Source organism: Amycolatopsis sp. NPDC039088, from assembly GCF_055598845.1.
Window position 1 is genome coordinate 168,020 of the sequence record NZ_JBVKAE010000007.1, and the last position, 13,391, is coordinate 181,410.

The following is a 13,391-nucleotide window of genomic DNA, read 5'->3' on the forward strand; positions in this document are numbered from 1 at the left end:
ACTTCGAAGGAGGTGCGAATGACGGCAACGGACCGGACGGCCATGCTCGAAATCCGCAACCCGGCCGACGACAGCCTCGTCGGGAGCGTCAAATGTGCGACCCCCGCCGCTGTTCAGGCCGTACTCACCACGGCTCGCCGCGAGGGGCCCGCGTGGGCGGCGACCCCCGCCGCGGACCGCGGGGCCGCGGTGAAGGACGCGGCCCGCTTGCTGCGTGACCGGGCCGGCGAACTCGCCGTCCTCATCGAGAGCGAGACCGGAAAACCCCGGGCCGAGGCCGAAGAAGGCGTGCTGGCCGGGGCCGGGACGCTGGAGCAGTACGCCGAACTGGGCCCCGTACACCGGGGCAAATCCTTGCTCGGTGACCCGAAGGCGACCGACCTGATGGTGCCGGAACCCCGTGGTGTGGTGGCGGCGCTGACCCCGTGGAACGATCCCGTCGCGGTGGCCTGCGGCCTGCTCGGCGCCGCGCTGGTGACCGGGAACACGGTGGTGCACAAGCCCAGCGAGCGCTGCCCCTACACCGGTGCCTGGCTCGGTGGCCTCCTGTCCCAGGCGCTGCCGCAAGGGATACTCCAGACGCTGCAGGGCGACGGGAGCGTCGGCGCCGAACTCGCCGCCCACCCGGACGTGGATGTCGTCGCGCACGTCGGAAGCACGGCGGCGGGCCGTTCGATCGCCGAAAGCGCGGCGAGGACCGGGGCCAAGGCACTGCTGGAGAACGGCGGCAACGACCCTCTCGTCGTCGACGCCGACGTGGACCCGCGTTGGGCGGCCGAACAAGCCGCGACCGGGGCCTTCGCCAACTCGGGACAGATCTGCGTTTCCGTCGAACGGATCTATGTCCATCAGGACATCGCCGATGCCTTTCTCAGCGCGCTGGTGGCCGAAGCCGGGACGCGCGAGCTGGCCCCGCTCGTCGACCGGCGTCACCGTGATCGCGTGCACGGCCAGGTGACGGAGGCGCTCGCGCAGGGTGCGGAGCCGCTGATCGGCGGCAACCTGCCGAACGGTCCCGGCGCCTTCTACCCGGCGACCGTGCTCACCGGCTGCACGCCGGGGATGCGGGTCTTCACCGAAGAGACCTTCGGCCCGGTCGCCCCTGTCCGCGTGGTGGCCGACTTCGACCAGGCCCTCAGCCAGGCGGCCAGCGACGAGTACGGTCTCGCCGCCACGGTGCTCACCTCGTCGATGACGCACGCGCAGCGCGCCTGGCGCGAACTCCCGGTCGGCACGGTCAAGATCAACAACGTCTTCGGCGGCGCACCCGGCGGGGCCGCGCATCCGCGGCGCGCCAGCGGGAGCGGGTACGGCTACGGCCCCGAACTGCTCGACGAGATGACGCAGACGAAGGTGGTTCACCTCGGGCCCCCGGGCGTGTGATGGCCGTCAGAAGCCGGTGGACGGCGCCGATAGCGTGGCTCGGCCGGGCGATCCGCGTCCCGGGCGAGGAACGGCGAAGCCTCGTCCAGATCACGAAAGCCACGGCGGCGGCCGTGATCGCGTGGATCGTCGCGACGGCGGTCCTGCGGCTGCCGCAACCCTTTCTGGCGCCATACGCGGCCGTGTTCCTGGTGCAGGCCACCGTTTACCGGTCCATCCGCGGCTGGGCGCAGCAGGTCGGCGCGGTCAGTGTGGGAGTACTACTGGCGGCCGCCGCGGGCCAGCTGATCCCCTCGATGACGGTGGCTCTCGGAGTCGTCGTCTTCGCGGGTCTGCTGATCGGCTCGTGGCCGGCGTTCGGCGACTCGGGCGTCTGGGTCGGGATCACCGGCATGCTGCTGATCTCCTACGGCAGCGCGACCGAACCCGTCCTCCTCGCCGACCGGTTGCTGGAAACGGCGCTGGGCGCGGCGATCGGCGCGGTGCTGAACGCCGTCGTCCTGCCGCCACTGCACGGGGAACGGCTGCGCACGGCGACGTCCCGGCTCGCTTCGGCGATCGGGGAGGTCCTCGAGGAGACCGCGAAACTGGTCCGAGGCGGTGAGGGACTCGAAGCGGCCGACCACCTGCAGGAGCGCATGAGTGACGTCCGCAGCCTGGTCGCGGAGGCGGACGAGGCGATCGGCTGGACCCAGGAGAGCCGGTACCTCAATCTCCGTCGACGGCGCGAGGAGCGGGAAGAGCCGCTGGCGAATCTGGTCTCGCTGTGGCCGCCGCTCGCCCAGCTGATCGACGCGGTGAGCGAAGCCGCCCAAGACGAGCAGCCGCTCCAGCAGCCGGGGGAGTACTCGCGCGGGGTGATCGGCGAGCTGCTCGAAGCGCTCGCGGAGGTGGCCCGCTCAGGGGACTCGGACAAGCTGGGCCGATGCCGCGGCCTGGTCGAGGAGCTCGATCGCCTGCTCGTCACTCCCACGGACGAGGTCACGACGTCGATCGGGCTCGGCGCGATGGCCCTGCCCGCCCGCCGCCTGGTCCAGCGGCTGGAGGCGGATTGAGCCGCGTCCACGGTGGGTAACCGTACCCATGACCGGAAGCGGAAAACGGATCGTGGTCACCGGCGCCACCGGTAACGTCGGGACGGCCGTGGTGCGCGCGCTCGGCTCGGATCCGGAGGTCGGGTCGATCGTCGGGGTGGCCAGGCGCCCCAGCCGATGGGAAAGCCCGAAAACCGAATTCGTCACCGCCGACGTCGCCCGCGACGACCTTCGTGCCGTGTTCGACGGTGCCGACGTGGTGATCCACCTCGCCTGGCTGTTCCAGCCCACCCACCGGCCCGAGGTCACCTGGCGCGCCAACGTGCTCGGCTCGATCCGGGTCTTCGAGACCGCACAGGCCATGCGCGTCCCGGCGCTGGTGTACGCCTCGTCGATCGGGGCGTACTCGCCCCGCGACGACGATCACCCGGTGGCCGAGGACTGGCCGACGCACGGGTCCCCCAAGGCCGCGTACACCCGCGAAAAAGCTTATGTGGAAAGGGTTCTCGAAGCGTTCGACCGGAGCCATCCGCGGCTGCGGGTGGTGCGGCTGCGTCCGGGGTTCCTCTTCCAGAAGGCCGCGGCACCCGAACAGCGCCGCCTCTTCGGCGGGCCGTTCGTGCCGGAAAAGCTCGTGCGCCCGTCCCCGATCCCCCTCCTGCCGGACATCCCGCAGCTGCGGATCCAGACCGCGCACACCGACGACGTGGCCGACGCCTATCGCCGCTGCGCGCTGCAAGAGGTCAAGGGCGCCTTCAACATCGCCGCCGACCCGGTGCTGGACACCCGGTCGCTGGCCCGGATCTTCGGTGCCAAACCGGTGAAGGTCCCGGCGGTCTTCGTCCGGCGCGCGCTCGCCGCGGCCTGGTCCCTGCACTTGATCCCGGCCACGCCGGGACTGTTCGACGCCGTCCTCCACCTGCCGGTGATGGACTGCACGCGGGCAAGGGAGGAATTGGGCTGGACGCCGCGATACTCCTCGGAGGAGGCGATCGAGGCCTTCCTCAAAGGACTGAGGGAGGGGGAAGGGCTGCCGACCGAACCGTTGAAACCGGACGTCGGCCGAGCCCACGAACTGGCGACCGGAGTGGGGGAGCGACCGTGAACGAGAAGGAACTGCTGCACACCCTGACCAAAGTGGTGACCACTTTGGACGGTACCTCGGTGCGGTTCGCCGTCGCTGGCGGTCTCGCCGTCTACGCGCGAGGCGGTCCTGCCTCCGAGCACGACGTCGACCTCTTCCTCAAGCACGAAGACATCGAGGAAGCGGCGAAAGCCCTGGAAGCCGCGGGGATGAGACGGGTGCATCCGCCGGAGGACTGGCTCACCAAGGTCTACGACGGTGACTGCCTGGTCGACCTGATCTTCCGCCCCAACCACCGTCCGGTGACCGACGAGATGCTCGACCGCGCTTCGCTGATGCGGGTCGGGGCGACCGCCGCGCCCGTGCTCAACGGCACGGATCTGCTCGTCGACAAGGTCCTCGTGCTCAGCCCGCACCGGTGCGATTTCGGGCCGCTGCTGCGGATCGCGCGTGACCTCCGCGAGCAGGTCGATTGGCACCGGGTGGCCGAGGAGACCTCCGAATCGCCTTACGCGTGGTCGTTCTTGACCTTGCTCGCGGCACTGTCCATCATCGACGCAAAGGAGCTCCCGATGCCATCGGAGGCACCCCAGTACCTGGTAGCGAGGCTGACCAAGGCGCTGGCCGAAGACCCGAGGACCGCCGAGCTCGGTGTGCACGTCACCGTGCGCGGAGACCAGGTCCGGCTCAGCGGCGAGGTCGCCTGCGAGAACCGCAAGGCCGACGTCGAGGCCGTCATCTGCGAACACATCGCGGCCGAACTCGTGCACAACGACGTCCGGCTGGCCGACGTGCGCGAGCCCGCGCGCGCCGAGGAGATCCGGTGATCCGGGTCGCCGCGGTCGGGGACGTCCACCTCGGTGAGGACAACCGAGGCCTGCTGCGGCCGGCACTGGACAACATCGCCGAACACGCCGACGTGCTGCTGCTCGCCGGTGACCTCACCCGGCACGGCACCATCGACGAGGCCAGGGTGGTGGCCGACGAGTTCGCCGGGCTCGACGTCCCGGTGGTGTCGGTGCTCGGCAACCACGACTACCACTCCGACCAGGCCGAAGCGGTCAGCGGATTGCTGGAGGAAAGCGGGATCACCGTCCTGGAAGGCAGTGCCACCACGGTGAGACTCGACGGCGGGACACTCGGCGTCGCCGGGGTGAAAGGATTCGGCGGCGGTTTCGCGGGCAAATGCGCGAGCCGGTTCGGCGAACGCGAGATGAAGGATTTCGTCGAGCACACCATCGCGGCGGCCAACCGGCTGCGGACCGCGCTGGAAGGGCTCCGGCGGGAGGAGCCGGACGTGATCGTCGCGCTGACGCACTACGCGCCGATCCCCGGTACGCTGCACGGCGAACCACCGGAGATCCACCCGTTCCTCGGGTCGTACCTGTTGTGCGAGCCGATCGACGAGGTCGGGGCCGCCCTCGCGCTGCACGGGCACGCGCACTACGGCAGCGAACAGGGCGTCAGCCCGGGCGGGGTGCCGGTGCGCAATGTCGCCCAGCCGGTGATCCGGTCGGCCTACGCGACGTACGTCCTTGAACCAGCGAAGGTATCGGCATGAGGGAACGATTCCATGGTCAGCTGAGCGTCCTCGGCGAGCGCTTGTCGGACATGTGCGGCATGGCGTGCGAGGAGCTTCGCCTGGCCAACCGCGTCTTTCTCGACCGCGACGTCGAGGCCGCCGCCGAACTCGCGACGGTCGAGGCGCGGCTGAACGCGGCACGGACCGAGTGCGAGGAAACCGCGCAGAAGCTGCTCGCCCTGCAGGCCCCGGTCGCTGGGGACCTGCGGACCGTCCTCGCCGCGGTGTACTGCGCCGACCGGCTGGAGCGGATGGGCGATCTCGCCCAGCACATCGCCGAGCAGGCCCTGCGGTCACCTGAGTTCGCCGTTCCCGACGCGCTCACCGGGCGGTTCGGTGAGATGGGCGGACTGGCCTGTTCGATGGCGGAAGACCTCGGCGCGGCGATCGACGGGCCCACGACCGAGGTTTTCCAGTCGCTGGCACGGTCGGATCAGCGCGTCGACGCCCTCTACGAGGAGCTGATGGAGCTGGTGACCGGGCCGGACTGGACCGACGGCGTCGCGCCCGCCATCTCGGTCGCGCTGCTGGCGCGGTTCTACGAGCGGTTCGCCGACCAGGTCGTCTCCGTGGCGCGGCGGGTGGATTTCGCGCTCACGGGGGAGCTGCCCGCTTCAGCGGTGCGGGACGTTCTGGCCGCCGAGTCGTGAGTGGTAATGGTGGTGCTGGCCAAGGGTGTTTTAGGTGCCTACGGTGGGTGGGTCCGGTGGCGGCCTGGCCGTGAAGGCCTCCTTGAGGGACTCAGAGTCCCTCAAGGAGGCCTTCACGGACCGGAAGGCCATCGCGAGCCGCAACAGCACCACCGGTCGCGGCGCGTGAAGGCCCCCTTCCCGCGGCTCAGCCGAGGAAACTCGACCTTCACACCTTCCCCAGTACATGGAGGACCCTTTCCTTGCGCCTAGCGCAAGGAAAGGGTCCTCCATGTACTTCACGCCTGCAGGCCCGCAGGCCACGCGTAGGCCCTAAGAGCTCTAACGGTCTGTCCACTCACGAGACCGGCCGGCGGTCAGGTGTTACGGTCTTCCAGCGCGTCCCGGATCTTGTCGATGAACGCCGTGCCCGGCGCCAGGATCCGGTTCGCCGGCGGGCGGTCCGGGGCGGCGGGGTGCGGCCGTGTGGGCGCGATCTTCTTGGCCCGCAGGATCTTCTCGCCCAGATCCCGCAACTCCTCCGCGGAGCAGGCGCCTTGCAGTTTCGGCAGCAGGTCGCCCTCTTCCTCTTCGATGTGGTGGCGGACGTCCTCGATCAGCTTCCCGACCAGTTCGTCGAAGCGTTTGTCCTTCGGCTCAAGGCCTTCCAGATCCTTCATGATCTGCTCGGCCTTGGAGTGCTCCTCGATCTCGTGGTCCGCGACCTCGTCGCCGTCGGGTAGATGCCGTCGTGCGGCGGGGTACATGTGCTGTTCTTCGGCGATGGAATGCCGCACGAGTTCGGCGATCAGGTGATCCGCGAGGTCTTTGCGGTGCTCGTCGCCGCCCTTGCCGGATTCCAGCTCCTTGAAGATCCGCTCGAAGGCGCGGTGGTCCTCGGTGATCACCGAAACGAGGTCGTGTTTGGTGGTGGTGGTCATGGACACTCCTGTCCGTTTCATCAGTCCGACATCGCAGGGTTACCCCGATCCGCGCGGGAAATCACCCGGATTCGTCGGTGGCGTGATGGGGTGCGCCGACCGGTTTCGATTCCGGGGAACCGCGCTGGCGGAGATACACGCTGAACACCGCCATCGAGCCGATGGCGAGGAATTCCGACTGCCAGTTCTGCAGGGACCGGTTCCAGAAGTCGGGCGAGGCCAGATAGGCGAACCAGCTCACGGGGTCGCCGAAGTCGGCGATCTGCTCGGCGTTGTAGGCGCTCATCCCGGCCACCGACTGCGCCAGCCACGACAGCAGGAACAGGCCCAGCATCACCAGGCCGAGCGACACCGAGAAGACGCCGGTGCGCCAGCCGCCGGCCCGCACCCAGCGGGGCGACTCCTTGGTGGCGTGCGCCCCGATCTGCTGGGCCTCGTCGCTTTCCGGGCCGACGCGGCCGGCGGGTTTGGATTCGGGCGAACCGCGTTGCAAGAGCCATACGGTGGCGAAAACGTAGAGGAAGAATTGCAGGTATTCGGATTGCCAGTTTTCGGCGACGTCGACGGCGAAATCGGCGGAGGTCAGGTAGTCGATCAGGCCGACGGGTTCGGCGGCGTGCCGCAATTGTCCGTCGTTGAAGTCGGCGAGTCCGGCGAACGCCTGCCCCGCGAGACTGGCCAGGAACAGTAATCCGAAGCCCAGTGAGAGCCCGTTGTCACGAAGAAAGCGTCGCATCGTCGGCCTTCCTCACCGGTGCAGCAATCCGAGAAGGATGCAGTAACCGAGACCCGCCACGACGAAGGTCAGGTAAACGGTGAAAACCCCTCGTGCCCTCATGGTCCACCCACCGCGCAGTCGTAGACCTGCTCGTTGCGGAGATGGCAGCCCGCGCCGGTGATCAGCCATCCGACCGAGAACTCGTGCAGGAAGAGAGTGTCGCCACCGGTCTTGACCTGGGCTTCTTCGCTCCAGACCGACACCGTCTCGGGAGAACCGCCCGGCACGGCCGCTCCGGCGAGACCGTGTTCGCAGCCTTCCGGACCCCAGGATTCCCGGACCCGGGGCGCGAGCAAGGCGCACGCCGAGCGCTGATCACCCGACGCGAGTGCGCCGAGGAACCGCCCGGTGGCTTCCTTCACCGGCTCCTGTCCGCTCGCTCCGGTACACCCGGCCACCAGCAGACATACACCGAACGCCAGCACTTTGACGATCACGGACTAGAGGTACCCCGCCGGGCACTCGACTACACGCCGCGTTTTGTCATGACGCCGGGTATTGGCTCGTACGCAGGAGGTTCGCCAGGTGGACGGCGTTACGGGCCAGGGTCGCGTTGGTCGATTCGACCGCTTCCGGCGTTTCGTCGAGGTCGTTGTAGTCGCCTGGCTTCATGGCTTCACCGTTCCAGTACGTCCCACCCTGCGCGGGCACGGTGAACCCGATGTCGTTGAGCGCCTGGAACAGATCCGCGGTGATCTTGTGCGCTCCGTCCTCGTTGCCGACGACCGCGGTGACCGCGACCTTGCCGAACATCGACGGCCTGCCCTCGTCGTCGGTTTCGGACAGTTCGGCGTCGAGCCGTTCCAGTACCCGTTGCGCCACACTGGACATGTGCCCGACCCAGGTCGGCGTCGAGATCAGGACGATGTCGGCGGCGGCGATCTTGCGGCGGATCTCGGGCCAGGCGTCGCCTTCGCCCATGTCGGCCTCGACGCCGGGTTTGACGTCGTGATCGACGACGCGCACCAATTCGCCGGTCGCCCCGCCCTCGGCCAGTTTGTCCAGCACCTGCTGGGCGATCAACCCGCTGCTCGTCGGGGAAGGTGACGGTTTGAGCGTGCACACCAGTGCGAGGGCCTTCAACGGCTGGGTCATCGTGTCCTCCTGTTCGGATCGGTGCCGAGCCCCGTGTGGGTGAACCCGGCGCGGGCGACGGCCGCCGGGTCCAGAAGATTCCTGGCGTCGACGACGACGGCGCGTTCGGCCGCGGCGGCGAGCCGGTCCCAGTCGAGATCACGGAACTCGGGCCATTCGGTGAGCACCACCAGCGCGGCGGCGTCCTTCGCCACCAGATACGGGTCGTCGACGACCTGGACGATGTCGGGCTCGACCGCTTCGACGCCGGGGTCGTAGGCGGTCAGGACCGCGCCGCCGCGGGCGAGTTCCCGGGCGATCGCCAGCGCGGGGGAGTCCCGCAGGTCCCCGGTGCCCGCCTTGAACGCCAGCCCCAGCAGTCCGATGCGGACACCCGCGAGCGAGCCGTCCGGAGCGCCGGTGACCGCCAGTCGGATTTTTCGCGTCACGGCGGCCTGCTGGCGCGCGTTGGCCTTCATGGCGTCACGCAGGATTCCGAAATCGACGCCTGCCTCCTCGGCGGTCCGCAGCAGCGCGGCGGTGTCCTTGGGCAGGCACGAACCGCCCCAGCCTGGGCCGGGTGAGAGGAACGCGGGGCCGATCCGGGGGTCGAGCCCCATGAGCCGCCCGACGTCGCGGATGTCGGCACCGAAGTGCTCGCAGAGTTCGGCGAGGATGTTCACATAGGACACCTTCATCGCCAGGAACGCGTTGCTGGCGTACTTCGCCAGCTCGGCACTCGCCGGATCGGTGAACCAGACCGGAGCGCCGGTCTCACCGTACAACGCGGCCACTCGTTCGGCAGCGCGCCGGTTTTCCTCCGCCGAGCCCAGCACGATCCGGTCGGGGTTCAGGAAGTCCTCGACGGCGTGGCCCTCACGGAGGAATTCCGGATTGCTCACCACCGGCAGATCCGGTCTGCCCAGCAGCTCCGGCAACCGTGACCCGGTACCCACCGGGACCGTGGACTTGGTGACGACCACGCAGCCCGGTTCGAGTAGGTCGGGCAAGGTGGCGACGACCTCTTCGAAGATGCGGACGTCGGCGTTCCCGCCGTCGCCCTTCGGAGTGGGCAGGCAAAGCAGGAGGACGTCCACATCGGACAGTGTCTCCGGTGCCGTCGAAAAGCGCAGACGGCGGCAGTTCAGGCCGTCGCGGACCAGCTCTTCGAGACCGGGTTCGGTGATGGTGATCTCGCCGCGGTCGAGCGCGTCTACTTTGGACTGATCGTTGTCGACGCAGATCACCTGGTGGCCCAAATGCGCGAAACACGCGGCGCTCGTGAGGCCGACGTATCCGGCGCCGATCACGCCTACCCGCTCAACCATGTGACGCCCTTTCCCCGAGCAATCCTTCGGCCGCGGTGAGGACGCGGTCTTCCCGCAACAGCAGCAGACCCGGATCCGGCCGGTCGGCGTGCGGGTCGCCGACGTCGCCCACCCAGAGCACCACGTGCTGCCGCGCGCCGGGCGGCGGTCCCCAGCGGCACGGCGGGGTCGGCCCGAACAACAGCACCGAAGGCGTTCCATACGCCGTGGCCAGATGCCCGACGCCGGTGTCGCCACAGATGACCAGCTTCGCCTCGGCGACGGTCGCGGCGAGTTCGGCGAGGCCGGTGTTCCCGGCGAGAACGGCGTCTTCCGGCAGCCCGGCCGCTTCGGCGACCTCCCTGGCGAGTGGAACCTCGGCGGCGTTGCCGGTGACGACCACCCGGTGCCGTCCGGCGAGTTCCCGCGCCACGCGAGCGTAGCGCTCCGGCGGCCAGCGGCGGGCCGCGAAGGCGGCGCCGGGATGGATCACCACGGTGCCGGGTGCGGGACTCGGCCCGGGAGGCGGCGGGAGCCCGAGCGCGTCACGCTCCGCCGGGATACGGGCCGCTTCGAGCAGACGGCACCAGCGGTCGACCTCGTGCACGTCTTCGGGCCAGTCCGGCCCGTCGACCCCGGGGAAGTCCTGATGCCGGTGGGTGATCAGCTCGACCGGATCCTGCGCGAGCAGGTCGTGGATGCTCTCCGGGCCGCGGCCGTGCAGGTTGACCGCGAGCCGTGGCGGTTCACCGGGCCACGACAGCTCACCGAGACCCGCCGTCGGCAGCAGTTCGTCCACCGCGTCGACGAGTTCGACGATGTCGCGGAGACCTTCCGGGGCGGCGAGGACCAGCCGTTCGCCGTCGAACGCGCGGCGCAGGGCACGCAGCGCGGGGACACCGGTGAGCAGATCGCCAAGGCCGAGCGCGCGCAGCACGAGGATGCCGCCGCTCACGGCCACGACCCTTCTTCCGAAGCGCAGACCACGAGTTCGCGGACCTCACAGCCGGGCGGCTGCGACAGCGCGAACACCACACTCGCCGCGACGTGCTCGGGCTGGTTGAGCTTCGCGTCCGGCGGCGGCTTGTACTGCTCGGCCCGGTCGTCGAAGAACGCCGTGTGCATCCCGCCGGGCACGAGCAAGGTCACCCCGACGCGGCCGGCGAGTTCCATGGCGAGCGCCCTCGTGAAGCCGACGACCCCGAATTTCGAGGCGCAGTAGGCACTCGCGTCGCCCGCGACACGGACCCCGAGCGTCGACGCGCAAGTGACGACGGTGCCGTGGCTTTCGCGCAGATAGGGCAGTGCCGCGCGGACGACCGCGGCCGTGCCGAGCAGGTTGACCCGGACCACGCGTTCCCAGTCCTCCGTGGACACGTCGTCGAGTGCCCCGCAGGCGTCGGTACCCGCCGCGGTGAACACCCCGTCGAGCCCGCCCGCGCGTTCGGCGAGTGCCCGCACGGCGTTCTCGGCCGCGGCGGAATCCGCCAGATCCGCCCGGACGAAATCGACGTCGGCGGCGGGTTCGGCGCGGTCGATGACGAGCGGGGTGCCGCCCGCCTCGCGGACGGCCTCGATCGTCGCGGCACCGAGGCCGGAGGCTCCGCCGGTGATCAGGACATTGCCGAGAGGGCGCATCATGCTCCTTCCGCCGCGGCCACCAGCCTGGAGGTGGAGTAGCCGCGGATGGTCGGGATCAGGACGATCTCGCCGCCGTGCCGTCGGACCACGGCGCTTTCGGGGAGTTCCGTGTCCGCGTAGTCGCCGCCCTTGACCCAGACGTCCGGGCGCAGGCGGTCCAGCAGTGCGGCGGGATCGGGTTCGTCGAACACCGCGACGGCGTCGACGGAACTGAGTTCGGTGAGCAGCCGCGCGCGGTCGCGGGCGGCCACGATCGGCCGTCCCGGTCCTTTCAGGCGGCGTACCGACTCATCGGAGTTGAGGCACACGATCAGCGCGTCGCCGAGTGCGCGCGCCTGGCGCAGGAGACTGGCGTGGCCGGGGTGCAGCAGATCGAAACAGCCCCCGGTGGCGACCAGCCTGCCACCCCGCGCGCGGACCCGTGCGGCGACATCGAAGGCCGAAGCGCCATGGTTCCGGGTTTGCCGCTCGAATCGGGTGTCCACAGTGGACAAGGTCGCGGCGCCGCCGGTGGCGACGAACCGGGCCGCGGTCTCGACGCCCGCGGCCACCGCGTCGTCGGTGGACGCCCCGTCGAGCAACGCGGCGGCCGCCGCGGAGGCGAAGCGATCACCCGCGCCGCAGGTGTCCTTGGCGGTGATGCCGGTGGGTGGCCGGAACGTCGCGCACCGCTCGCCGTCGGTCAGGACGGCGCCGTGGCGACCGGTAGTGACGCTGACCGTTTCGACCGGCCACAGTCCGTGCAGCCGTTTGGCGAGGTCTTCCGGGCCCGACCGCGTTTCGGTGAAATGCTCGGCCTCGGCCAGATTCGGCGTGGCCAGCCGCACCCCGGGTACCGGTTCGGCGCCGCGGGGATGCGGATCCCAGACGATGGGGATCTTCCCGGCCAGCTCCGCGAGCACCTTCCGGACGCCGGGATGGGCGGTCACTCCCCGTCCGTAGTCGGCGACGAGAATCGTCCCCGCCGAACGCAGCGCGTCCCGCACCTCGCGTGACAAGGGCGCCATGTCCGCCGTGCCGTCGCCGCTGTCGAGGCGGACCAGGGACTGCCCGGCGGCCCGCACCCTCGTCTTGGTGACGGTGGTGCCCCGCAAGGGCATCGGGACGAGCGTGACCTCGCGCTCCAGCAACCCGGCCAGCGCGCGGCCTTCCTGGTCACCGCCGAGCGGCGCGACCAGGACGACGTGGGCGGTGGACCGCGCCGCGAGCAGCGCGGCGAGTCCGGCGCCACCCGGCCGCCGCCAGTACCGGTCGAGATCGACCACGGGGACGGGCGCGTCCGGACAGAGCCGCTCGGAAGTACCGTCGATGTCGACGTCCAGCAGGGCGTCGCCCAGCACGACCAGCGGCCTCACGTCGGCACCCCGAGCGCGTCGTCCAGCGCGGTGCACAAGGCGTGGACCAGTGCCAGATGGACCTCCTGCACGGTGGCCGTGGACGCGGCCTCCACGGGGATCGCCTCGTGGCACAGTGCGGCGAGCGGATTGGGGGATGGCCCGGTCAACGCCCACGTCGTGATGCCGAGTTCGTGGGCGGCCTTCGCCGCCGCGACGACGTTCTGGCTGGTACCACTGGTCGACAGGCAGACGAGGATGTCACCGGGGCGGCCGTGCGCCCGGACCTGCCGGGCGAACAGCTCGTGTTCGCCGTAGTCGTTGACGATGGCCGTGCCGGCGGAGGTGTCCGCGTGCAGGGCGATCGCCGAGAACGGCTGCCGGTCGTTGCGGAACCGGCCAACCAGTTCACCGGTGAGATGCTGCGCTTCGGCGGCGCTTCCACCGTTTCCGCAAGCGAGCAGTCGTCCGCCGGAAGACAGGACGGTGGCCAGATGGTCACCCCAGTCACGGAGTTTGGGCGCCCAGGAAACGGATTTCCCGGCGGCCTCCCTCAACGCGGCGAAGTGATCTTCGATCACGAGACACCTCCAGAGTCGTTCAA

The 13,391-nt window shown here is 69.9% G+C and carries 15 protein-coding genes; 6 read left to right on the forward strand and 9 right to left on the reverse strand.

Features of this window, described 5'->3' with window-relative positions:
- Positions 1-18 precede the first annotated feature (18 nt).
- From ACZ7KI_RS11615 to ACZ7KI_RS11640, 6 genes are read left to right on the forward strand one after another with little or no spacing between them, the layout of a single operon-like run.
- Entirely contained in the window at positions 19-1,383 is a 1,365-nt protein-coding gene (locus ACZ7KI_RS11615) for an aldehyde dehydrogenase family protein (RefSeq protein ID WP_470273072.1), read from the forward strand.
- Positions 1,383-2,438, forward strand: coding sequence for an FUSC family protein (locus tag ACZ7KI_RS11620; protein WP_470273073.1), 1,056 nt, complete (start codon positions 1,383-1,385; stop codon positions 2,436-2,438). The genes ACZ7KI_RS11615 and ACZ7KI_RS11620 overlap by 1 nt, the downstream gene beginning before the upstream one ends.
- 28 nt (positions 2,439-2,466) lie before the next feature.
- Positions 2,467-3,522: an NAD-dependent epimerase/dehydratase family protein gene (locus ACZ7KI_RS11625; protein ID WP_470273074.1), complete on the forward strand. Its 1,056-nt coding sequence runs from the start codon at positions 2,467-2,469 to the stop codon at positions 3,520-3,522.
- Positions 3,519-4,328 carry a nucleotidyltransferase family protein gene (locus ACZ7KI_RS11630; RefSeq protein WP_470273075.1) on the forward strand — a complete coding sequence of 270 codons (810 nt, stop codon included), beginning with the start codon at positions 3,519-3,521 and terminating at the stop codon, positions 4,326-4,328. Before ACZ7KI_RS11625 ends, ACZ7KI_RS11630 begins: the two co-directional genes overlap by 4 nt.
- Complete coding sequence (locus tag ACZ7KI_RS11635) at positions 4,325-5,062, forward strand: metallophosphoesterase family protein (RefSeq protein ID WP_470273076.1); 738 nt, start codon at positions 4,325-4,327, stop codon at positions 5,060-5,062. The genes ACZ7KI_RS11630 and ACZ7KI_RS11635 overlap by 4 nt, the downstream gene beginning before the upstream one ends.
- Complete coding sequence (locus ACZ7KI_RS11640; RefSeq protein WP_470273077.1) at positions 5,059-5,733, forward strand: phosphate signaling complex PhoU family protein; 675 nt, start codon at positions 5,059-5,061, stop codon at positions 5,731-5,733. Before ACZ7KI_RS11635 ends, ACZ7KI_RS11640 begins: the two co-directional genes overlap by 4 nt.
- 356 nt (positions 5,734-6,089) lie before the next feature.
- On the opposite strand, the gene ACZ7KI_RS11645 is transcribed toward ACZ7KI_RS11640, so the two are convergent.
- From ACZ7KI_RS11645 to ACZ7KI_RS11685, 9 genes are all read right to left on the reverse strand, one after another.
- On the reverse strand, positions 6,090-6,653 hold the full coding sequence (locus ACZ7KI_RS11645; protein ID WP_465505150.1) for a hemerythrin domain-containing protein: 564 nt from the start codon (positions 6,651-6,653) through the stop codon (positions 6,090-6,092).
- 61 nt (positions 6,654-6,714) lie between these two features.
- Positions 6,715-7,389 (reverse strand): DUF6766 family protein, encoded by a 675-nt coding sequence (locus ACZ7KI_RS11650; RefSeq protein WP_470273078.1) that lies wholly within the window; start codon positions 7,387-7,389, stop codon positions 6,715-6,717.
- A gap of 98 nt (positions 7,390-7,487) precedes the next feature.
- Positions 7,488-7,868, reverse strand: coding sequence for a hypothetical protein (locus ACZ7KI_RS11655; RefSeq protein ID WP_470273079.1), 381 nt, complete (start codon positions 7,866-7,868; stop codon positions 7,488-7,490).
- A 46-nt stretch (positions 7,869-7,914) separates the two neighbouring features.
- Positions 7,915-8,526, reverse strand: a complete 612-nt coding sequence (locus ACZ7KI_RS11660) for a flavodoxin family protein (RefSeq protein ID WP_470273080.1) — start codon at positions 8,524-8,526, stop codon at positions 7,915-7,917.
- On the reverse strand, positions 8,523-9,833 hold the full coding sequence (locus tag ACZ7KI_RS11665) for a UDP-glucose dehydrogenase family protein (protein WP_470273081.1): 1,311 nt from the start codon (positions 9,831-9,833) through the stop codon (positions 8,523-8,525). The genes ACZ7KI_RS11660 and ACZ7KI_RS11665 overlap by 4 nt, the downstream gene beginning before the upstream one ends.
- Positions 9,826-10,773 carry a glycosyltransferase family 9 protein gene (locus ACZ7KI_RS11670; protein ID WP_470273082.1) on the reverse strand — a complete coding sequence of 316 codons (948 nt, stop codon included), beginning with the start codon at positions 10,771-10,773 and terminating at the stop codon, positions 9,826-9,828. The genes ACZ7KI_RS11665 and ACZ7KI_RS11670 overlap by 8 nt, the downstream gene beginning before the upstream one ends.
- Positions 10,764-11,450: an SDR family oxidoreductase gene (locus ACZ7KI_RS11675; RefSeq protein ID WP_470273184.1), complete on the reverse strand. Its 687-nt coding sequence runs from the start codon at positions 11,448-11,450 to the stop codon at positions 10,764-10,766. The genes ACZ7KI_RS11670 and ACZ7KI_RS11675 overlap by 10 nt, the downstream gene beginning before the upstream one ends.
- Positions 11,450-12,808, reverse strand: coding sequence for a PfkB family carbohydrate kinase (locus ACZ7KI_RS11680; RefSeq protein WP_470273083.1), 1,359 nt, complete (start codon positions 12,806-12,808; stop codon positions 11,450-11,452). The genes ACZ7KI_RS11675 and ACZ7KI_RS11680 overlap by 1 nt, the downstream gene beginning before the upstream one ends.
- Positions 12,805-13,368, reverse strand: a complete 564-nt coding sequence (locus tag ACZ7KI_RS11685) for a D-sedoheptulose-7-phosphate isomerase (RefSeq protein ID WP_470273084.1) — start codon at positions 13,366-13,368, stop codon at positions 12,805-12,807. The genes ACZ7KI_RS11680 and ACZ7KI_RS11685 overlap by 4 nt, the downstream gene beginning before the upstream one ends.
- Between the last annotated feature and the right edge of the window lie 23 nt (positions 13,369-13,391).